The organism is Gemmatimonadaceae bacterium (genome assembly GCA_020851035.1).
Lineage (GTDB): Bacteria > Gemmatimonadota > Gemmatimonadetes > Gemmatimonadales > Gemmatimonadaceae > JACMLX01.
This window is the reverse complement of sequence record JADZDM010000006.1, coordinates 120934-142154: the sequence shown is the minus strand read 5'-3', so window position 1 is coordinate 142154 and position 21221 is coordinate 120934. Positions and strand designations below refer to the sequence as shown.

Here is a 21221-nt window from a genome sequence, read left to right as displayed (position 1 = left end):
ACACGGGGTTCACACGCAGAGGACAAGGTTGACGCATGATCCCAATGAGCGCCCCGGGTCTGGCATGGCCAGCATCCTCGTGGTGGAGGATGATGCGAAGACGGCCGACCTGGTCGCGCTCTACCTCGGTCACGCCGGCCATCGGGTGGCCACCGAACGGTCGGGCAGCCGCGCGCTGGAGCCGCTCCGGAGCGAGTCGTTCGACCTGCTGGTGCTGGACATCATGCTCCCGGGCGCGAGCGGCCTGCAGATCGCGACCGAGGTGCGCGCCGTTGCCGCGACGCCGATCATCTTCCTCACGGCGCGCACCGTCGAGGAGGACCGGCTGCAGGGCTTCGCCACCGGCGCCGACGACTACGTCACGAAGCCGTTCAGCCAGCGTGAACTGGTGGCACGCCTCGAGGCGGTACTCCGGCGAACCCCACGCACTGCCACGCACGCACTGCGCTATGCCGACCTGGTGCTCGACACGGCCAGCCGGGAGGTTCACCTGTCGGAGACGCCGGTGGAGCTCACGCCGAGCGAGTTCGCGGTGCTCGGCGCGCGTCGAGCTGGCGCAGTTCGAGTCGCGCACGCTGTCCGACCGTGACGTCGATGCCGCCACGAGCCTGGCCGACAGTGTCGCCGCCGTGCACGAAGTGCGGCGCTTGCTCGTGAGCGGGACGCGCCTGATCGCGCCGCGCGGCGGCACGCTGGGATGGCTCTACCGGCTGCCCGTCTCCATGCCGCGACCGTCGGGTGCGGCGACGATGGTGGCCGGCATCCAGCGTTCGCTCTGGCTCGCGGTCCTCCTGGCCTGTGTGCTGGCCGGCGCCGGAACCTGGCTGCCGGCGTATCCGGTGGTGGCGCAGGTGCAGCGGCTCACGGCTGCCGCCGGCAGCGTGCAATCCAAGGCCCTGTCCACCCGCGTGCGCGTGAGCTCGCGCGACGAGCTGGGCGCCCTGGAGCAGTCGTTCAACAGCATGGCCGAGTCCCTCGAGCGGACGGAGACCGCCAAGCGGCAGCTCATCTCCGACGTCGCCCACGAACTGCGCACGCCACTCACCAACGTCATCGGCCAGCTGGAAGCGATGCGCGACGGCCTGCGCCCCCCCGACGCCGCGGCGTTGCTCTCGACGCACGAGGAGGCGCTGCTGCTCGAGCAGCTCATCGATGAGCTGCAGGAGCTGGCGCTGGCGGACGCGGGCGAATGGACGTTCGACCTGCGCGTACTGGACGCCGGCGTGGAGGTGCAGCGGGCGGCCGATGCCTTTCGCGCATCGAGGACGACGATTCACGTGACCGTGCCGGAGCCGGGTCTTCCCGTGTTCGCCGATCCACGCCGGCTGGCGCAGGTGCTGCGGAACCTGCTCCAGAACGCGATCACACACACGCCCACGGATGGCCGGATCGACGTGACGGTCCGGCGCAACGGCGCGGGGACGACGGTCATCGAGGTGGCCGACACCGGCACCGGCATCCCGGCGGAGCACCTGCCACTGATCTGGGATCGCTTCTACCGCGTCGATGCCTCGCGCGATCGCGCCACGGGCGGCATGGGGCTGGGTCTCGCCCTCACGAAGCGGCTGGTGGAAGGGATGGGCGGGATCATCGGGGTTGCCAGCCACGTCGGCGTCGGGACGACGTTCACGGTGCGGCTGCCGGCAGGCGATCATCGCTGACACTCGGCGGCCGTTGGTGCTGCAGGTCGTCCAGCTCCCGGCTCACGGGCGAACGGCCGCCGCGCGCGCCTCGCGTGTGGGCGCGAGCCAGATGGCACCCTGCCGGTTGTCGAGGATCACGTTGAATCGGCTCAGCCAGCGGTTGCCGACGAGGCTGTGCCGCAGGCCGCGATCGACATCCGTCATCACCTGCACCACGGCCATGGCCGGCGGCATCTGCACCCCGCCGATCCGAAAGCCACGCGCACGGAACACGCGGCGGTCACCGAGACCGAACCGGAAGCCGAGTCGCGACGCGAGCTGCTGGTCGCGGTGCTGCCTGGCCGACAGCAGCAGGGTGCCGGTGTGTCCCGTGTCGAACAGGTACCACGACTCGAGCCAGGCGCCGTCTGCCAGCAGTTCGGCCTGGAGCAGCGGTCGGACTCCATTGTCGAGGGCGAGCGGGTGTCGCACGAAGCCGGCGGCGATCGGCGGTGTCCTGGCGTGGACGCGGAGTTCCCGGCGGTCGTAGTCGATCTCCACCACACGATCACGGAAGAGCGAGTTGCCGACGATCACGTCCTCGTACTCCTCCATGTTGCCCGTCTGCACCATCGACTGCCGTGTCCACTCCATCGCCCCGATGCGGATGGTGACGCTGCGGCTGGACGGCACCGTGTTGCGGCCGTCGGAGTTGACGAGGACATCGGTGGCGTCCCATCGCACGGGCGCCTTGCCCGTTGACCGCCGGTTGAAGTTCAGTCCCGCGGCACCGAGGTCGAACTGCATCAGGAGCGGCGCCGACCCGTTGATCGTGCCTTCCACGTGGATGCGGCCGTCGCGCATCGTGAACGGCACGACCTGCACCGCGAGGGAGTCGCCGGTGAGGATCCGGGGACGGGGATGGATGGCAGTTGCGCTCACCCGCGTGAGCACGCTGATGCTGTCGCGGAGGCGCACGATGAAGTCGTGATGCTCGCCGGGCCTGACGGTGATATGCATCGTGTCGCGATCCGACATGAACGTGACGCCGCCGCCGACCAGGGGGAAGTCGAGGAAGTAGGTGTCCGGCTGTGCGCCGGGCTCGACCCACCAGTCGGTCGTGCTGTGCCCGTCGCGCACCAGCAGTGCGCGGGAGTTGGTGCGCAGGGTGTCGCGCGGTGCCTGGCCATCCAGTGGCGCTGAGGCAGACGCGAGGAGCGCTGCGAGAGTGAGCGGGACTGTGCGCATGCGTGGCCAGGGTGGACGCGACGTGGTGGCCCCTCACGGACAGCTACGGCAGGGCGGCGGCGAAGTTTCGTGACGGGGTGCCGCTGTGGCGGACGGTGCGACCGCCACGGGGGCGAGCCGTGCTGCATTCGGAGGGGCCGTGGCGAGCGCTCGTCCGATGGCGCTGCAATGCCGCTGTCCCATGTCGTCGCCGTCATCACGCACCACGCTCGACTCCAGACACGGCAACTGCCGATTCCGCGTCACGCCGCCTTCGACAGTGCCGCCTTGGCTCGGGGGATCCGGCCGGCCCTGATGCTCGCGCCGCCCGCGCCGCCCGCGCCGCCAGCGCCGCCCTTTTGATCGTCAGCCTGTCCTGTACCTGAGCCGCGTCCTGCGCGACGTGCCCGCGGCGCCCGCCCCGACCCTTCCGGGCGACGTCGCGACGGTGCGCATGTACCTTCGTGCATCGTCGCACGATCATGGCGGGGGAGCGCGCCGCAGCCGCACTGCACGTCACCTGCCCAACCACCAGAGGAGTGCAAGAAGCATGATCAGCAGGCGTGATTTCGTGTTTTCATCGGTGACCGCAGCCACGCTGCTGTCGAAGCCACCGGTCCTGCGATCCACTCGGCGCCGATTCGATGCGGCCGCGCGACTCCGGGCGCTGGAAGTGGGACAGGCGCGACTGGGCGTCTGCTTCCTCGACACCGCGACGGGCGAAGTGAGCGGCACGCGGATGGACGAACGATTCGCGTTGTGCTCGACCTTCAAGCTCGCGATGGTTTCCGCCTGCCTGCGTGAGGCGGACCGGGGCCGGCTGCGTCTCGACGAGGTGTTGTCGTACACCGAGGCGGACCTGTTGCCATGGGCACCCGTCACGCGCCCGAACCTGGCAAAGGGCGGCTTGAGCATTGCCACGCTGGCGCAGGCCGCACAGGAGATGAGCGATGGCGCCGCGGCGAACCTCCTGGTCAGGCGCCTTGGCGGTCCAGCCGCCGTCACCGCGAGGATCCGGGAGATGGGTGATACCGTCACCCGTCTCGATCGCTATGAACCGGACCTGGGCCTCGTGCTCTCGGCCGACCTTCGCGACACGACCTCGCCACTGGCGATGGCGCAACTCGTCCGGCGGATCACGACGGGAGACATCCTGCAGCACGGCTCACGGGAGCGCCTCCTGTCCTGGATGCAGCGCACCGACACCGGACCCAATCGGCTGCGTGCCGGGCTTCCACGCGGGTGGCGCACCGGGAACAAGACCGGCACGGGACGCACGGAGGGCACGACCAACAAGTGCAACGACATTGCCATCACCTTCCCGCCCGGCAGGAGCCCGATCGTCATCGCGGCCTACTTCGACAGCGGCGAATACACCGCGCAGACGGAGCGTCGTCACGAGGCGGTGCTCGCGGACGTCGGACGGATTGCGGCAGCGTGGGCGCTGGACTGACTGCTGCTCGCAGGACGGCGCCGGGCAACGGCTGGTGCTTCTCCTGCGGCGGGTTCGCCGATCATGTCACGCTCGTGTTCATCAACGGGACGGCGTACGACCCGGTGCCGCCGCTCATGCCAGTCGCGATCGGAATGGTCACGCGCGGGGTGGAGCCGACGTCGGTCGATGACCTCGACGAACGGCAGGTCGCGGCATGGATGGTCCAGGTCGCGGCGGTGCCCGGTGTCGGGAGGACGTGGAAGTCGTCTGTGCGGGCGGACCGTGGTACGCGCGGCCTGTCACGACGGCCGGCGCAACGTCACCGCACTGCTGCACCCCCGGAACGCCTCCGGCGCGAGGGCGTTCCGGGGGAGTGCTCACATCAGGCCAGCTCGAACCGGTCCGCGTCCATGACCTTCACCCACGCCTTCACGAACGCGTCGATGAACAGCGCCGGTGACCCCCCCTCGGCGTAACTCTCGGCAATCGCACGCAGCTGCGAATGCGAGCCGAAGATCAGGTCCACGCGCGTGGCGGTCCACTTCACGTCACCGGTGACACGGTCGCGGCCCTCGAACAGCTCCGAGGAGCCGGTCATCGGGCTCCAGGCCGTGCCCTGGTCCAGCAGGTGCACGAAGAAGTCGTTGGTGAGCACCTCCGGGCGCGTGGTGAAGACACCGTGACGTGACTGGCCATGGTTGGCGTTCAGCACCCGCAACCCGCCGACCAGTGCGGTCATCTCCGGTGCGGTGAGCGTCAGCAACTGCGCCTTGTCCACCAGCAGCTGCTCGGCCGTGAGTGTGTACGCACCCTTCTGGTAATTGCGGAAGCCGTCGGCGATGGGCTCGAGCACCGCGAACGAGTCCACGTCGGTCTGCTCCTGCGCGGCGTCCATGCGCCCGGGGGTGAAGGGCACCGTCACGTCATGGCCGGCCCGCTTCGCTGCGGCCTCGATGGCGGCGGCGCCACCGAGCACGATCAGGTCCGCGATCGACACACGCGTGCCGCCACCCTGCGCCGCGTTGAAGGCGGCCTGGATCGTCTCGAAGATCTCGAGCGCGCGCGCCAGCTTCGCCGGCTGGTTCACCTCCCAGTCCTTCTGTGGCGCGAGGCGGAGGCGCGCGCCGTTGGCACCGCCGCGCTTGTCCGAGCCGCGGAAGGTCGAGGCTGAGGCCCATGCCGTCTGCACGAGCTGTGCGATGGAGAGGCCGGAGTCGAGGATGCGAGCCTTGAGCGCCGTGATGTCCTGCGCGTCGATCAGCGGGTGGTTCACGGCGGGGATCGGGTCCTGCCAGATCAGATCCTCGGCGGGCACGAGCGGGCCGAGGTAGCGCACGCGCGGGCCCATGTCACGATGGGTGAGCTTGAACCAGGCGCGCGCGAAGGCGTCGGCGAACTGGTCGGGGTTGGCGTGGAAGCGGCGCGAGATCGGTTCGTACACCGGGTCCAGGCGCAGCGCGAGGTCGGTGGTGGCCATCATCGGCGCGTGGAACGTCGCCGGGTCGTGCGCATCCACGACGGTGGTGGCGGCCGCGGGATCGGTGGGCGTCCACTGGTGTGCGCCGGCGGGGCTCTTCGTGAGCGTCCACTCGTAGCGGAAGAGCGTGTCGAAGTAGCCGTTGTCCCACTGCGTCGGGTTGGGCTTCCACGCGCCTTCGAGGCCGCTGGTGATGGTGTGGCCACCCTTGCCGGAGCCCAGGCTGTTGATCCAGCCCAGCCCCTGATGCTCGATCGCGGCACCTTCCGGCTCCGGGCCCACGTGTGCGACGTCACCGGCGCCGTGTGTCTTCCCGAAGGTGTGTCCGCCGGCGATGAGTGCGACGGTCTCCTCGTCGTCCATCGCCATGCGGGCGAACGTCTCCCGGATGTCGCGCGCGGCCGCGAGTGGATCGGGGGTACCGTTCGGGCCCTCGGGGTTCACGTAGATGAGGCCCATCTGCACCGCGGCGAGCGGGTTCTCGAGCTCGCGATCACCCTCATAGCGCTTGTCGCCCAGCCACTCGGCCTCGGCGCCCCAGTAGATGTCGCTCGGCGCCTCCCAGACATCCTCGCGCCCGCCACCGAAGCCGAAGGTGGTGAAGCCCATCGACTCGAGGGCGACGTTGCCCGTGTACACGAGCAGGTCGGCCCAGGAGAGGGCGCGGCCGTACTTCTGCTTGATCGGCCAGAGCAGGCGCCGCGCCTTGTCGAGGTTCCCGTTGTCGGGCCAGCTGTTGAGCGGTGCGAATCGCTGGGTGCCGGCACCCGCGCCGCCGCGGCCATCGCCAGTTCGATAGGTGCCGGCGGCGTGCCAGGCCATGCGGATGAAGAACGGGCCGTAGTGGCCGTAGTCGGCGGGCCACCAGTCCTGCGAGCTGGTCATGAGCGTCAGCAGGTCCTGCTTCACGGCGGCCAGGTCGAGCGTGCGGAACTCGGCCGAGTAGTCGAAGCCTTCACCCATCGGGTTGGAGAGGGCGGAGTGCTGGTGGAGCATGGAGAGGTCGAGCTGGTTGGGCCACCAGTCGCGGTTCGCGCGTCCGCCTCGGTGGGCGCTGGCGCGTCGGGCGTGGCGCGGCTCCTCGGTGGGCAGGGCGCCGTGTTTGACGGGGCAGGTGCCGCCGGTGCTGGCTGGATGTCCTTCCATTGGTGGGTCCCCTCGGGTCGTGGGTCTGCGTGGTGACGGGGAGGGTAGGCGGCCGAGTCATAGCCGGCAATTGGTGATATGCCAATGCGAGGCATAGGATGCGGCTATACTTCAAGTAATGGACACCACCCTGCTCCGGAGCTTTCTCGAGGTCGCGGACGCCGGCACCCTGAGTGCGGCGGCGCGCCAGCTCGGCATGTCGCAGCCCTCGCTCACGGCGCAGGTGCAGCGCCTCGAGGCGTCGATTGGTGCGCGCCTCTTCGTGCGGCATGCGCGCGGGGTGACGCTGACCGAGGCTGGGGCGGCGCTGGTGCCGAGGGCGCGACGGATTCTCGACACGGTGCGCGAGACCGAGGTGGCGGTGCGTGGCGAGCAGGCGGCGGTGTCGGCCACCCTGCGGGTTGGCGCGATCCCGACCGTGGCGCCGTACGTGCTGCCCGGTGCGGTGCAGCGCCTGCGGGCGCGACATGGGCCCGGTGTGCGGGTGGAGCTGCGCGAGGACTACAGCGCGGTGCTGGCGAAGCTGCTGCTCGACGGTGCGCTGGACGTGGTGATCGCGGCGGTGCCGTACGCGTTCGAGCACCTGGATGTGGAGCTGATCGGCACGGATGCGCTGGTGGTGGCGGTGCCGAGTGCGCATGCGGCGGCGCGTGCGGGGCGGATCACGCTGGCGCAGTTGCGCGAGTCGCCGGCGGTGACGCTCGATCCGGCGCATTGCCTGGGGGAGCAGATCGAGGGGTTCTGTGCGAGCCGGCATGTGCGCCAGCCGGTGGTGTGTCGCAGTGCGCAGCTGGCGACGGTGTTCGAGCTGGTGGGGGCGGGGGTGGGGGTGAGTATCGTGCCGGCGATGGCGGCCGTGCGGTACAACACGCCGTGGTGTGCGTATCTGCCGCTCAGTGACCAGGTGTTGCAGCGGGAGATCGTGGCGGTGTGGAGAAAGGAGGTGGGGCGATCGGTGGTGGCGGAGGAGTTCGTGGCGGGAGTGGGTGAGGTGGTGCGTGGGGGGTGATGGCGGTGGTGCGCGTGCGCGCTCCGTCAGCGGTCCGGCATATCGTGCTGGTGGCGGTCTGAGTGGACCAGCCCGATCCTCGTCCGCTGGCACCACCGGCCACTAGTAACGCTTGACGGTATTACCGTGACGCGTTACTATCGTCCATGATCACGAGCTTCGCGGATCGCGAGACGGAGCGCCTGTTCCAGCGCGACCGGGTGCGGCGGTTTCCTGCCGAACTCCACCGTGTGATGCTGCGGAAGCTCGTCCAGCTCGATGCCGTGACAGCGCTGGACGAACTGCGCGTGCCGCCAGGCAATCGCCTCGAGAAGCTGCAGGGAGATCGCGCAGGCCAGTACAGCATCCGCGTGAATGACCAGTGGCGCGTCTGTTTCCGCTGGAAGGAAGGAGCACCGCAGGGCGTCGAAATCGTGGACTATCATGACTGAGGTCGGACCATGGCTACCAAGCTGACACCGATTCACCCGGGCGAAGTGCTGCTGGCGGACTTCCTGGAGCCCTTTGGGCTGTCGCAGTATCGCCTCGCACGCGACATCAGTGTCGCCCCACGCCGCATCAATGAGATTGTGCACGGCACGCGGGCGGTGACCGCGGATACGGCCCTGCGCCTGGGGCGCTACTTCGGCACCTCCCCGCAGTTCTGGCTGAACCTGCAGAGTCGGTATGATCTCGAAGTCGAGCAGGACCGCCTCGGTGGGCGCCTGCGGTCGGAAGTGAGCATCTTCGCGCGCGCCAGCTGAGTCACCATTGACGTGCACTGCCTGGCGCTGCGGGACATACCGCTTCTCCGGGGCCTGCCAGTTGAAGCGTTTGCGCGGTCGCGCGTTCAGCTTGGCAGCGATCTGATCGCCGCCGTCGTGCACGACCGGCGCCCCGATGTGTACTCGCGTACCGGCATGGCCGGCTGGGTGGCGCAGCGCTAGCTGGGGATCGGCACCGATCCCTGAAGATGCGGTGCCGTTGCGGTGCGCTGCACCGTGCCGCATGGTGATGGCACGCCGTCGCTCCCTCATCGCCGAGCCTTTCGAGAGGCATCCCGTGACACCCCTCGTCTTCCTCCGCGCTCGGCAGGCCGCCTGCCTGCTGCTCGCCGTCGCACCGCACGCCCTCCACGCCCAGGCGCGCCCCGCGCCGCTGACGTACGCGGCGATCCGCGGTGCGCCGTTCCCGAACGAGCTCGTTGCCGCGGCCGGCGCCGACCGCATCGCGTGGGCCTCGAATGACAACGGCCGTCGCAACCTGTTCACGGCCGCAGGCCCGTCGTGGGCGCCGCAGCAGCTCACCAGCGTCACGGCGGACGATGGCCAGGAGCTGACGAGCGTCGCCCTCTCGCGCGATGGCGCGTGGGCGGTGTACGTGCGCGGCGGCGACCACGGTTCCAACTGGGACGACGCGTTGCCCGTCAACCCAGTCGGCATGCCGCTGCCACCGAAGGTGCAGCTCTGGAGCGTGTCCACGCGCGGCGGTGAGCCGCACCTGCTCGGCGACGGTGATGCGCCGGTGATCTCGCCGAAGGGTGATGTCGTGGTGTTCGAGAAGGATCGCCACCTGTGGTCGGTGCCGATCGACGGCTCGTCGGCGGCGCAGCGCATCGTCGCGGCGCGCGGCACGAACGGCAGCGCGACCTTCAGCCCCGATGGCTCGCGGCTCGCGTTCGTGTCGGACCGCGGCGACCACGCCTTCATCGGCGTCTACGCCGACGCGAACACCCCCATCCAGTGGGTCGCGCCGGGCACGTCGCGTGACGCGCGGCCGCAGTGGAGTCCGGATGGCACCCGGCTGGTATTCATGCGGCGCCCGGGTGCGGGTGGCGCGCCGGCCCCGATGCTGGAGGCGCAGCCGCAGGCCTGGGCGCTGTGGATCGGTGATGTCGCGCGCGGCACGGCGACCGAGTTATGGCGGGCGCCGTTCACGCTGCGCGGCTCGCCACCCAGCACCGAGGGCGGCGTGAACCTGCACTGGGCGGCGCGCGACCGTATCGTATTCCTGTCGTACGTGGATGGCTGGCCGCACCTGTACTCCATCGCGAGCACGGGCGGCCAACCGTTGCTGCTCACGCCGGGTGATGGCATGGCCGAGTACATCACAGTGAGCCCGGACGGCTCGACGGTGTGGTTCTGCGGGAACATGGGGCGCACACCGGGTGACATCGATCGCCGCCACCTCGTGCGCGTGCCGGTGGACACGGCGGCGCCCGTGGTGGTGACACCGGGCACAGGGCTCGAGTGGACGCCGACCGTGACGGGCGGTGGCACGCTGGCGTACATCGCAGCCACGGCGCAGCGCCCGCCGCAGGTGGCGGTGCGTGGTGCGGGCGAGCCGCGCGCGCGACTACTCGGCGAGGCGGCGATCGCGTCGTATCCGGCCGCGCAACTGGTGACGCCGACCTCGGTGACGTTCACCGCGAGCGATGGCGGGAAGGTGTACGGCCAGCTCTTCATGCCGGCAGGTGGTCCCGCGCGCAAGCCGGCCGTGGTGTTCGTGCACGGTGGTCCGCCACGGCAGATGCTGACGGGCTGGCACTACAGCGACTACTACTCGGCCACGTATGCGATGAACCAGTACCTCGCGAGCCGCGGCTTCGTCGTACTCGCGGTGAACTACCGGCTCGGCATCGGCTACGGGTACGAGTTTCACCGCGCGCCGCACGCGGGTGCGCAGGGCGCGAGTGAGTACCTCGACGTGAAGGCGGCGGGCGAGTGGCTGAAGGCGCGTGCGGATGTCGATGGGGCGCGCATCGGCATCTACGGCGGCTCGTATGGCGGCTACCTCACGGCGCTGGCGCTGGGTCGCGACAGCGACCTCTTCGCAGCGGGTGTGGACCTGCATGGTGTGCACGACATGACGGTGCCGGGCTCCGGCGCGGGCACGGCGCTGGCGGCCGCGCTCAACAACGTGCAGGTGGACCCGGCCGCGCGCGCGGAGGCCGCGAAGGTGGCGTGGACGTCGTCGCCGGTGAGTTCCGTGTCGACGTGGAAGTCACCTGTGCTGCTGATCCATGGCGACGACGATCGCAACGTGCGCTTCAGCCAGACGACGGACCTGGTACAGCGGCTGACGGCGCAGCGGGTGCCGTTCGAGGAGCTGGTGATCGTGGACGACACGCATCACTGGATGCGACATGCAAACTCGGTAAGGGTGTACGAGGCGGCGGCGGAGTTCCTGGTGCGGACGCTGCGGGGCGCGCCGGCGCGGGTGCCGTAGCATGATGCCCCTCCATCCCGGACACGCGACGGCAGCACACGACAACTCGTGCGCCCCACGATTCGACGACGGTCGCCATCGCTTCGGCCACGGCTGCCATGCTGGCGGCTGCTCCAGTCTCCGTGCCGTGGTTTGGGTACCTCGCGCTGGAAGGCACGTCGCACCGCGTGGTCGGCACGTGCGGATTCAAGAGCGGACCGGATGCGTCCGGTCGCGGGGAACTCGCGTACTTCGCGTTCCCAGGCGAGGAGGGGCGTGGCATCACCAGCGCGATGGCGGCGGAGCTCGTGCATGTGGCGATGACATACTCCGCCGCCGACGTCCGGCACCATGCCTGGCTTCGCCGTCAGTTGCGGCCGTCCGCCCGGCCTGACGGCCGCTCGCGCACCCCGAACCACAGCAGATACCCGATCATCCAGAACTCGCCGACCGAGGCCGGAATCGTGAGCGCATCAGCGACCGCACCGATCCCCGGGACCGTCTGGCCGACGAATGCATTGAGCACGTATCCGACACCGCCCACCATGAGCACGTGGCCGAGTGCGCGCGGCATCCATCCGGAGTGGAGCACGAGCCAGCCCATCGGGATGAGCCACAGCCCGAAGAAGATCGCGCCGACACCCCAAAGATTCCCGCTCACCACGTAGAGCAGCTGCACCGTGGCGGCCGCATCACCACCCGCCGCGAGCGTGGCGTTGCCGGCGACAGCAAGAGCGCTCGCGAGCAGGGCAGCGCTGCCGAGGATCGCGATCGCGTTGATAAGTCCGAACGCGGCGAGTGTTCCGGCGGCGAACGTGTCAATGCTGCGGAAAAGCCTGTAGAACCACACAGCCGCCAGCGACTGCGCGAGGACGATGCCCATCTCCATCCCGATGCCCGCGCGCGCCAGTACGGTGTGCGTCGAGAGGTTGGCCAGGGTGGCTGCGGCATCAGCGGCAACGTACAGCCGTGCGCGAATCAGGAGGAACCCGAACACTCCCGTGACGGCGAGGCCGAGATAGCACAGTCCCGTGAGCCGTGCGGTGCGGCGGATCGCCGCGATGGTGTCTGGCGGGACGGTCTCTGCGTGGGGCATGCGTGGGCACCAGGAAGTTGCTGGGCGGTCGGGGGAGCGAGCGAGGGCTGGCAGGGCGTACGGTGCGCGCCGCAGCGCAGTTTCGCGATCGGCGCGTGGACGTCCCTGTCGCTGCTCGCGCTGGCGCTGATCGATGACGCGTCGAAGCTCGGGTAGTTGGGTCACACGAGCCGGGTCCGTAGCTGTCGTCAGCCACAACCGGCTGCCGCGCGCCTCTCGCGATTGCCGTGCGTCACGCGCCACGGGCGAGCATGATCCGCACAGCCGTCCTCCCTCCAGCACGGGTTGCTGACGCCACGGCCACGGAGCTACTGTGATCAGGCTGGCGCGCACGAGTCGTTTCTGGAGTCTGCATTGCAGCACACTGCAGCGGTCCTGGCCAGACCCGGCGGTCCCGCAAGGAGCATGGCGATGACACCGCCCGCAGCGCACACTCCGCCCGAAATCGAGCTGGTACTGGAGACGCTGGCCAGTACGCCGACACAGATCGCCCGGATCGTCCGTGGGCATGATGATCGGCAGCTTCTGCGTCAGCCGGCGGCGGGTGAGTGGTCGGCCCGCGACATCGTGGCGCACCTGCGGGCCTGCGCGGCGGTGTGGGGGCGCTGCATCGACCGGATGATCACGGAAGACCACCCGACGATCCGGCATGTGTCACCCCGCACGTGGATCAGGAAGACGGACTATCTCGATCAGGGCTTCCGGGTCTCACTGCGAGAGTTCTCTGAGGCGCGAGCCAGACTGCTCGACCGCGTGCGGCTCCTCGACGCGGCCGGCTGGTCTCGTCGCGCGACAGTCACGGGAACGACATCGGGGCGCGACGCGACCGTGCTCACCTACGCGAGGCGCATCGCTGATCATGAAGTACATCACCTGGACCAGCTCCGGCGCACCGTCGCCCGATGAGGCGTCAGCCACCGACCTGCTGGCGATCACTCGCCGACGCCCGAGCCGCCCAGGCTGTGCGTCTCAGGCACCGGACGGTCCAGCAGCGCGCACAACTCGGCGACGTCCTCCCGGTCGATCGGACGCGGCGGGTAACTGGTCTTGAACCGCAGCAACGCGTCCGCGCACACGCAGCGGACGGACGTGCCAGCGATGTCGCCTCGGCCCGTCAGGGAGCCGGCCGGGTACGCGATCCCATCGAGCGGATCGCCCCACACGCCGTCACGTTCGCTGAGGACCACGGCGTGCACGTCGATCCGTCGTCCCTCCGGATCGGCAAGCACGAAGTTCCACGGCGAGGCGTCGTCGGTGGGGACGTCGCGGAACGAGCGCTGCTCCAGGAATCGTCGCAGCGCGGCAAGCGACGTGGCTTCGACGGCGATGTCGAGGTCGTCATGCGCGCGTGTCTGGCGCCCGACCACTGCGTCGACCGCCCAGCCTCCGTCGATCCAGATGGCGACGCCAAGCCGGTCCAGGTGCTGATAGAGCTCTACGACATCCTCGGATCGTATCACGGGTGCATCATTCGCTGAGTTCCCGGAAACGTATCGACGCGTCGCCCGCCACGCCCGGGGCTGCCAGCGCGATGGGGCGCGGGGTATCGTCCGCTGAACGTCACCCGCCGCGACCTGTTTCGTCCCGGTTCCACACGCCGACACGCACGACCGCACCCAGCATGCAGCGCAGAGCCCGATTCGTCATCACCTTCGCACTGGCGCACACCCTTGCCACCGTCCTGCTGACGGGGCGCTCGCCGTGCTCGGCGGGTGGGCCGCACTGCGTCGCCGATGGGCGCGCCCGGGCCGCCGTACAGGATCCTGAGTGAACCAACTCCCGTTCCCGCCTGACGCTGATGTCGGCTGCGACGTCGTGCTGGGTCACCTGCGCGAGGGCAGCTTCACGATCCTCGCGCCCGTCGTGACGTCGGCTGGACACACGGACTCCCGCATGGTGCAGTTGTACCGCGACGGGTGCTTCGCTGGCCACGCGGCAGCACTCGCGGAAGCACTCACCTGCGCCGCGTTCGTTGGTGCGGTCGAAACCGTCGAGTATCTCATCGGTGCTGGTGTGCCGCCCGACGGCGGACGCAGCACGGGGCTCAACGCCATGCACTGGGCGGCGAACCGCGGACAAACCGCGGTGGTCCTGGTGCTGATCGGTGCGGGCGCCGCGCTCGAGGCGCGGAACGCATACGGAGGCACCGTGCTGGGGGCCGCCGTGTGGGCTGCAGTCCACGAGACGAAGCCAGGGCACATGGCCGTCATCCAGTCGCTGCTGGAGGCTGGCGCGGAAGTCCGGGAGGCCGAGTATCCCTGCGGAGATCCAGCCGTCGATGCGTTGCTCGCGTCGTTCGGGGCACGCGTCGCGTGATGTGGCGACGCTTCCGTGCTGCACTGAGCGTCAGCCTCACCTGGGCCGCCGCCGGATCCGCCATCGGCTTCGTCATCGCGCGCCTGCCTGGCGTGAACTCGGATCTGCCGCTCCCGCTCGCCTTCGCCCCGCTCGGTTTCATCGCAGGCATCGCGTTTTCGGCCATCCTCGTGCTGTCGAGCCGTCGTGGTGCGTCGCGACTGTCGCTGCCGCGCTTCGCCGGCTGGGGCGCCCTGGGTGGGTTCGCGATCGCCAGCGTCATCACCGCCGGCGCCGCATACCGGGGCGGGGACGTGGTGAAGGAGTTCCTGCTCTTCGGGCCCGCACTGATGATCGGGAGCGCGAGTCTCGCCGCGGGCTCGCTGGCGCTGGCGCGGCGTGCAGATGCGAGGCAACGGCAGGTGCCTCCCGACTCCCGGTCACGTCCCGATGTGCCTGATCGATTCCCTCGCACCGGTGCGATGCTGCTCGCCCTCGCGCTGTGCACCAGCTCGCCCAGCCACGTCATCGCGCAACCGGGCTGGCAACCGGTCGCGGGCCACACGCAGATCCCCCTCTGGCCAGGCACCCCGCCAAACGCACGACCCGGCGTCGGCGGCGAGGCTGTGCACGTCGCCGTCGATGCCCGGACGGGCGTGGAGAACCTCGTCGGCGGCAAGCCGTACTCGTACATCGAGAACGTCACCCGGCCGACGATCACGCTCTACACGCCGACGGCTCGCACCACAGGCGCGGCCGTCATCGTGTACCCGGGCGGTGGCTTCAACGTGCTCGCCATGGACATCGAAGGCACGGAAGTGTGTGACTGGCTGACCACACACGGCGTGACCTGCGTACTGCTCAAGTACCGGGTGCCGTGTGCGCACGTGGGTGCCTACCGCGAGTGCCCGCAGGCGCACCAGGACGCGCAGCGGGCCATGCGCCTCGTGCGATCACGCGCCCGCGAATGGGCGATCGATCCCCGCCGCATCGGCGTGCTGGGTTTCTCGGCCGGCGCGCACATGGCCATCATGAGCAGCACGCGATTCTCGCACACGTACCCGCCGGTGGATGCCGCCGACAGCGTGAGCTCGCGACCGGACTTCGCGCTGGTCCTCTATCCCGGGCGGATGGCGTACCGGCACAGCAACTTCAGGCCGAATCCAGGCATCCGCGTCACCGACCGGACGCCGCCGACGTTCCTCGTCCACGCCCGTGACGACGACATGAACCCGGTGGAGAATTCGCTCCTCTACGCGGACGCCTTGCGCCGCGCGCGTGTGCCGGCGCAGATCCACATCTTTGCGACGGGCGGACACGCGTTCGGGCTGCGACAGACTGGGCTGTCGGCGTCGGGGTGGCCGGACCTGGCAGCGGCATGGCTGAAGGGGATCGGTGTGATCAACCGCTGAAGGGCGACGTGCTCCACTGCAGCACGACGCAGTGCGGCACGAGCAGGCGAAGCGGACTACCGGCACTGTGTCGCATCGTCCGTCCATTCGAGGCGACGCATGTCGCCGACCGCGGCGCTTCCCGTCTGGTCGGTGTCCTGCATCACCCCGACCGCGACGATCGCCGGCGCCGCGGCGCGCCAGATGCGCTCGTAGTCACGTACGGGATCGACCAGGACATCGACCCAGTGTCGCGCCGCCAGGGGACGACCGGCATTGATCGACTGTACCGCCCCGCGCCCTGCGGTGCGCTGTGCGGGGTCTCCGTCGCCGAGGGTGTAGAACAGCGCGCGCGGCGCGCGGGCGAAGGTGGCGTGCCGCTCGAAGACGACGAAGACGCGCAGGGACGCATCATCGGTCGCGGGGGACGCGGCGGACGCACCAACGGGCGTCACCGGCACGCGCCAGGTCCAGCCCAGGCGGCCGGAGGTCGATCGCAACGGCGTCTCGAGCCTGCGCACGAAGAACGCCGCGCGGCCGGTCCCCGACAGGCGAAGGAATCGGAGACCACCGGAATCGACCACCTCGCTGAGCGGCTCCCTGAACCCACGGACTGCACGGACGGCCCATCCCGAAGGGAGCGCACGCGGCAACCCATCGTCGGCAAAGGTCAGCAGCGCGTGCTGACACCCGCGAGGGACGCGGCCAGTGTCGGCGGCGCCGGCCAGCAGCGTCAGGGCGACGGCGATCCAGGGAGGTGTGAACAGTGGGATCACGGGTGGTCACAGAAACGGGTGAAGGCAGCCGGTGAGCTATGCGCCACCGCAGCGCGAGGTTCCCGGAATGTCCCCCTGTGCACCATCACACGACGTCCGCTCGGACCGGCTCACCCGCGGTTGCGGGACGTTGTCATTCCCAGCGTGATGGCAATGCGCGACGCGCGACGTCAACTCCCCGGATACCGAGCCGGACGATTGCCGTGATCACGCATCGTGCGCATCCGCGTATGCGTACGAGGTCGGGCGCGACTGCCGCACGGGTACGGGCGGGCGGCAGTGGACACAAGTCGTGGCGGTGGCGCGAAACACGCGCTGGGGCACATCGTACGGCTCGACGCATACCTTTGCCGCAGGAGCCCGCGTCCGCCCTCTCACCACGCGCCACGATGACCACGTTTCGCTCCCTCTGCCTGGCGCTGACCGTTCCCGCGCTCGCGATCGCACAGCCGTCCTCGACCCGGCCAGACTGGGCGGCCTCGATCGACTCGCTGGTGCAGCGCGAGATGGCGCGGACCGGGACGCCCGGCGCGCAACTCGCCGTGGTGGTGGACGGACAGCTCGCCTATGCGGGAGTGTACGGAGTGGCCGACGCCGAGACGCGACGCCCCGTCACCACACGGACGCTGTTTCGCGTCGGCTCGGTGACGAAGATGTTCACGGCGGCCACGCTCTCGCAGCTGGCGGCCGAGGGGACAGTCGACCTCATGGCGCCGATCCAGGCCTACGTACCGGAACTCACCGGCAAGCGCGTGGGCATGGTCAGCACGCACCAGCTGCTGACGCACTCGGCCGGCTGGCTCGACAACGCCGTCGCGTACGGCCGGATGGGCGAGGGTGCCCTGGGCGAAGTGTTCCGCGTCGTGACGGACACGCTCCTCTTCACCGAGCCGGGTCGCGTGCTCTCGTACTCGAATCCCGCCTTCTCCATGGCGGGGTACGTGGCCGAGGTGGCGGGGAAGGCGCGCTACGCCGCGCTGGTGGACCGACTGGTGCTGAAGAAGGCGAACATGCCACACGCCACGTTCCGCCCGCTGGAGGCGATGACACGTGACTTCTCGCAGGGGCACCTGGCCTCCGGGAACGGTGCGCCGACGGTGGTGCGGCCCTACACCGAGAACACGGCGCAATGGGCGGCCGGCTTCCTCATGGCCAGCGCGGCCGAGGTGGCGCAGTTCACGCGCATGCTGATGGATGGCGGGATGCTCGATGGTGCGCGTGTGCTCGACACGGCCGCCGTGCGGCGCATGACAACCGGGTATCAGGTGATGCCCGCCGACCCGACCTCGAAGTACGGCTACGGCCTGGTGATCGGGACGCGCGGGCGTGAGCGCGTCTGGCAGCATGGCGGTGCGATCACGGGCTTCGATGCACAGGTCGTCATGTTCCCCGATCGCAGGCTGTCGGTGGTGCTGGTGGACAACCGCGGCGGTGCGCCGATGAACGGGGTGATCGATGCCGTCGCATCGCGCGTGGCGGGGATCGCGCCGCCGCCTGCGCCCCCGTCCGCGCCGGCGCGCGAGGCGACGGCGGTGGAACGGCAGCAGCTCGCCGGCACGTACGCCATGGGAGCGGTGTCGGTGGCTCTCGCCGAGCGCGATGGGGCACTCGTGTTCGTGCAGGGCACCACGGCGCTCCCCGCCCGGCTCGTGGGCTCCGAGAAGCTCCAGGTCACCGCGCCCGGAGGTCAGGTGCGCGTCTTCACGATCGTGCGCGACGCCGCAGGACAGCCGGTGTACCTGCACCAGGGACTGCGCTCGTTCGCGCGGAAGTAGGCGGGCCGCGACTTCCCGCGCTGCCTCGAACGTCCGGCGGGCGGTACCCTCACTCGCTGCACACCTGTCCAGGAGGCGTCCCATGGCCGAACACCGGATCTTCTCGATGCCCTTCGCGTCGGTCTACCCGGCGTACGTGAACAAGGCGGAGCGAAAGGGCCGCACGAAAGCCGAGGTCGATCGCATCATCTGCTGGCTCACGGGCTACGACGACGCCGGACTGCGGGACCAGCTCGAGCGCCGCACCGACTTCAGGGCCTTCTTCGAGCAGGCGCCGGCGATGCATCCCAACAGCGCCCTGATCACGGGGGCCGTATGCGGCGTGCGCGTGGAGGCGGTGGAGGACCCGCTGATGCGCCGCATCCGGCAGCTGGACAAGCTCATCGACGAACTCGCCCGCGGCAGGGTGATGGAGAAGATCCTGCGCGGGCAACCCCGGGAAATACGGTGACAGTGCACTCAGCGGAAATGTGGTGACACGGAAATGTGGTGACAACGGAAATGTGGTGACAGGAAATGTGGTGACAGTGCACTCATATCTCGAGGTAATACGGTGACAGGTGATACGGTGACAGTGCGCTCATATCTCGGCGGAAATGTGGTGACAGTGCACTCGGCGGAAATGTGGTGACAGTGCACTCATTCTTAGAGAATTGGTGCACTGTCACCGGATTTCTGGCTGTCACCGGATTTCTGGCGGCCCTCTGCCGGCGCGCCGCGGCGCTCGCGGCCGCGTTCGTGCTGGCCGCCGCCCCGGCGTCTCCCCAGGCGGCGAAGAGCCTGGACTGGACCGCCTTCTCCGTCGAGGCCCGGCTCGACAGCACCGGGACCCTGTTCGTCCGCGAACGGCAGGAGATGCTCTTCACCGGAGACTGGAACGGCGGCGAGCGACGCTTCGACCTGCGGCAGGGGCAGCGCTTCGCCTTCCGGCGCATCCTGCGCGTGGACAGCCTCACCGGCGCCGAGGTGCCGATGCGCGAGGGGGCGCTCGACGACGTCGACGGCTACGAGATGACCGGGGGCCGGACACTCCGCTGGCGCAGCCGGCTGCCCGGCGACCCGCCGTTCCTGAACACGAAGATCACGTATGTGCTCGAGTACGAATACGCGGACATCCTCGTCTCCGAAGGGTCACGCTACCGGCTCGACCACGAGTTCGCCTTTCGCGACCGGGCAGGCACGATCGCGAACTTCGACCTCACACTGCGCGTCGACCCGGCCTGGCGCACGCCCGACGGATTCACCGGCACCTTCCGGCAGCCCGTGCTCCAGCCGGGCGTCGCATACGTCGTGAACATCCCGCTTGCCTGGCGCGCGGCCGGCCTCCCCTCGGCGGTGCGTCGAAGCCCGGCACTCCCGCTGCGGCTCGGGCTCGCGGCGGCCGTGCTGCTCGTGATCGTCGTGATGACCACACAGCTCGTGCGAGCCGAGGTGGCGGCCGGTCGGTTCGTGCCGCTCACGCCACTGGGCAGCATCGACCGGGCCTGGCTCGAGACACACGTCCTCCCGTACCGACCGGAACTCGTGGGCTACATCTGGGATGAGCAGGTGGGACCGGCTGAGGTCTCGGCCGTCCTGGCGCGACTCGTAACCGAGAAGAAGCTGGGGAGCCGGGTCGAATCGTCGGGCGGGCGCTGGACGGCGCGCCACGTGCTACATCTCGAGCTGCTGGTGCCCCGCGGCGCGCTCCAGGGATACGAACGGTCACTGGTGGATGCCTTCTTCCGGCCGGATGAGACGACCACCAGCACCGACGACATCCGGGAGCGCTACAAGAGCAAGGGCTTCGATCCGTCCTCCATCATCCGCCGGCCGCTGGAGGAGCAGTTCACGCACATGTCCGGGATGGCGACGACGACGGCCGCGCAGCCGCGACGGTGGCCACTCACGCTGGCGATGTGCCTGACGGGTGTCGTGCTGATCCTGCTGACGATCGTCACGCGGCAGGCCGACGCCGTGCTGGCGCTGCTGACGCTCGCACTCGCGGGTGTGCCCGGCTTCCTCTTCGCGCGTCTGCAGGCCGCGTTCTGGCGACGGCGCGTGGTCCGCCCCGGGCGGCACCTTGTGCGCGTCCTGCTCCCGCTGGCGCTCCTCACCGGCGCGCTCTGCTGGGGCCTCGCGACGGGATTCGGGATGCTCGGCCTCGTCGCATCCGTGGGGTTGGCTGTGCTGCTGGTCGCCGCCTGGCGCTCCGTGTTCAACGGCGCGCGCTCGCTCGTCACGCGCGAGCGGCTGCTGCTCCGCAAGACGCTCGCCTCGGCGCGGGAGTATTGCCGGGTCGAGCTGCGGAAGCCCGCGCCTGCCCTGGACGACCGCTGGTACCCCTACCTGCTCGCGTTCGGGCTCGGGCGACACGTCGACAAGTGGTTCCGGGCCTTCGGTGGCCAGGACGCGGACCGTTCTGGCAGCGGCATCGGCGTCGCCAGTCAGGGCTCGGGCGCGTCGGGCGGCGGGTCGGGTGGTGGGTCGTTCGGCGGCTTCGGCGGCGGCGGCGGCTTCAGCGGCGCGGGCGCGACGGTGGCCTTCGGGTCGGCGGTGGGCGCGATGTCGAGTGGCGTGTCCGCACCGAGCAGCTCGAGCGGGGGAGGCAGCAGCAGCAGTGGCGGCGGCAGCTCCGGCGGAGGTGGCGGCGGCGGGTGGTGACGATGATCCGGCGACCACAATTCAGTGACAACAATTCAGTGACAGTGCACTCGATCCGCTGAGTCGATGACGGCGGTTCCAGGTCGCGCGATGGGTGCACTGTCACCGGTTTTTCCGCGCAATGAGTGCACTGTCACCGGTTT

At 69.6% G+C, this 21221-nt stretch carries 18 protein-coding genes; 13 read left to right on the top strand and 5 right to left on the bottom strand.

The genetic code is table 11. The features are described 5' to 3' along the window. Nucleotides 1–64: 64 nt before the first annotated feature. Nucleotides 65–589 (top strand): response regulator transcription factor, encoded by a 525-nt coding sequence (locus IT355_06875; protein ID MCC7052976.1) that lies wholly within the window; start codon nucleotides 65–67, stop codon nucleotides 587–589. A gap of 49 nt (nucleotides 590–638) precedes the next feature. Beyond that, a complete protein-coding gene (locus tag IT355_06870; protein MCC7052975.1) occupies nucleotides 639–1661 on the top strand; it encodes a HAMP domain-containing protein in 1023 nt (340 codons plus the stop codon). 42 nt (nucleotides 1662–1703) lie between these two features. On the opposite strand, the gene IT355_06865 is transcribed toward IT355_06870, so the two are convergent. Continuing rightward, the gene (locus tag IT355_06865) at nucleotides 1704–2870 is read right to left on the bottom strand and encodes a hypothetical protein (protein MCC7052974.1); all 1167 of its coding nucleotides are present in this window, start codon (nucleotides 2868–2870) and stop codon (nucleotides 1704–1706) included. 529 nt (nucleotides 2871–3399) lie between these two features. Between IT355_06865 and bla the strand changes: the two genes are divergently transcribed. After that, on the top strand, nucleotides 3400–4302 hold the full coding sequence (gene bla, locus IT355_06860; protein ID MCC7052973.1) for a class A beta-lactamase: 903 nt from the start codon (nucleotides 3400–3402) through the stop codon (nucleotides 4300–4302). 364 nt (nucleotides 4303–4666) lie between these two features. Here the strand turns inward: bla and katG are convergent, their stop codons facing one another. Then, nucleotides 4667–6907 carry a catalase/peroxidase HPI gene (gene katG / locus IT355_06855; protein ID MCC7052972.1) on the bottom strand — a complete coding sequence of 747 codons (2241 nt, stop codon included), beginning with the start codon at nucleotides 6905–6907 and terminating at the stop codon, nucleotides 4667–4669. 118 nt (nucleotides 6908–7025) lie between these two features. On the opposite strand from katG, the gene IT355_06850 reads away from it, so the two are divergent. The 4 genes from IT355_06850 to IT355_06835 all read left to right on the top strand — a co-directional run bounded on the left by IT355_06850 (nucleotide 7026) and on the right by IT355_06835 (nucleotide 11123). After that, nucleotides 7026–7916 carry a LysR family transcriptional regulator gene (locus IT355_06850; protein ID MCC7052971.1) on the top strand — a complete coding sequence of 297 codons (891 nt, stop codon included), beginning with the start codon at nucleotides 7026–7028 and terminating at the stop codon, nucleotides 7914–7916. A 146-nt stretch (nucleotides 7917–8062) separates the two neighbouring features. After that, nucleotides 8063–8347 (top strand): type II toxin-antitoxin system RelE/ParE family toxin, encoded by a 285-nt coding sequence (locus IT355_06845; GenBank protein ID MCC7052970.1) that lies wholly within the window; start codon nucleotides 8063–8065, stop codon nucleotides 8345–8347. 9 nt (nucleotides 8348–8356) lie between these two features. Beyond that, entirely contained in the window at nucleotides 8357–8659 is a 303-nt protein-coding gene (locus IT355_06840) for a HigA family addiction module antidote protein (GenBank protein MCC7052969.1), read from the top strand. Between the two features lie 298 nt (nucleotides 8660–8957). Next, complete coding sequence (locus IT355_06835; protein MCC7052968.1) at nucleotides 8958–11123, top strand: S9 family peptidase; 2166 nt, start codon at nucleotides 8958–8960, stop codon at nucleotides 11121–11123. Nucleotides 11124–11469: 346 nt separating this feature from the next. Here IT355_06835 and IT355_06830 read toward each other — a convergent pair whose 3' ends face one another. Beyond that, complete coding sequence (locus IT355_06830; protein MCC7052967.1) at nucleotides 11470–12198, bottom strand: DUF4386 domain-containing protein; 729 nt, start codon at nucleotides 12196–12198, stop codon at nucleotides 11470–11472. Between the two features lie 411 nt (nucleotides 12199–12609). Here IT355_06830 and IT355_06825 point away from each other — a divergent pair, with 411 nt between their 5' ends. Further along, complete coding sequence (locus IT355_06825) at nucleotides 12610–13104, top strand: DinB family protein (GenBank protein MCC7052966.1); 495 nt, start codon at nucleotides 12610–12612, stop codon at nucleotides 13102–13104. Nucleotides 13105–13130: 26 nt separating this feature from the next. Here IT355_06825 and IT355_06820 read toward each other — a convergent pair whose 3' ends face one another. Continuing rightward, on the bottom strand, nucleotides 13131–13658 hold the full coding sequence (locus IT355_06820; GenBank protein ID MCC7052965.1) for a hypothetical protein: 528 nt from the start codon (nucleotides 13656–13658) through the stop codon (nucleotides 13131–13133). A gap of 307 nt (nucleotides 13659–13965) precedes the next feature. Here IT355_06820 and IT355_06815 point away from each other — a divergent pair, with 307 nt between their 5' ends. Next, complete coding sequence (locus IT355_06815) at nucleotides 13966–14514, top strand: ankyrin repeat domain-containing protein (protein ID MCC7052964.1); 549 nt, start codon at nucleotides 13966–13968, stop codon at nucleotides 14512–14514. Next, nucleotides 14514–15905: an alpha/beta hydrolase gene (locus IT355_06810; GenBank protein MCC7052963.1), complete on the top strand. Its 1392-nt coding sequence runs from the start codon at nucleotides 14514–14516 to the stop codon at nucleotides 15903–15905. The genes IT355_06815 and IT355_06810 overlap by 1 nt, the downstream gene beginning before the upstream one ends. 56 nt (nucleotides 15906–15961) lie before the next feature. Here the strand turns inward: IT355_06810 and IT355_06805 are convergent, their stop codons facing one another. Next, on the bottom strand, nucleotides 15962–16660 hold the full coding sequence (locus IT355_06805; GenBank protein MCC7052962.1) for a DUF3047 domain-containing protein: 699 nt from the start codon (nucleotides 16658–16660) through the stop codon (nucleotides 15962–15964). Between the two features lie 389 nt (nucleotides 16661–17049). Here IT355_06805 and IT355_06800 point away from each other — a divergent pair, with 389 nt between their 5' ends. The 3 genes from IT355_06800 to IT355_06790 all read left to right on the top strand — a co-directional run bounded on the left by IT355_06800 (nucleotide 17050) and on the right by IT355_06790 (nucleotide 21078). Continuing rightward, entirely contained in the window at nucleotides 17050–18435 is a 1386-nt protein-coding gene (locus tag IT355_06800; protein MCC7052961.1) for a beta-lactamase family protein, read from the top strand. A gap of 82 nt (nucleotides 18436–18517) precedes the next feature. Then, complete coding sequence (locus tag IT355_06795; protein MCC7052960.1) at nucleotides 18518–18886, top strand: DUF2200 domain-containing protein; 369 nt, start codon at nucleotides 18518–18520, stop codon at nucleotides 18884–18886. A 287-nt stretch (nucleotides 18887–19173) separates the two neighbouring features. Continuing rightward, the gene (locus tag IT355_06790) at nucleotides 19174–21078 is read left to right on the top strand and encodes a hypothetical protein (GenBank protein ID MCC7052959.1); all 1905 of its coding nucleotides are present in this window, start codon (nucleotides 19174–19176) and stop codon (nucleotides 21076–21078) included. Nucleotides 21079–21221: the final 143 nt, after the last annotated feature.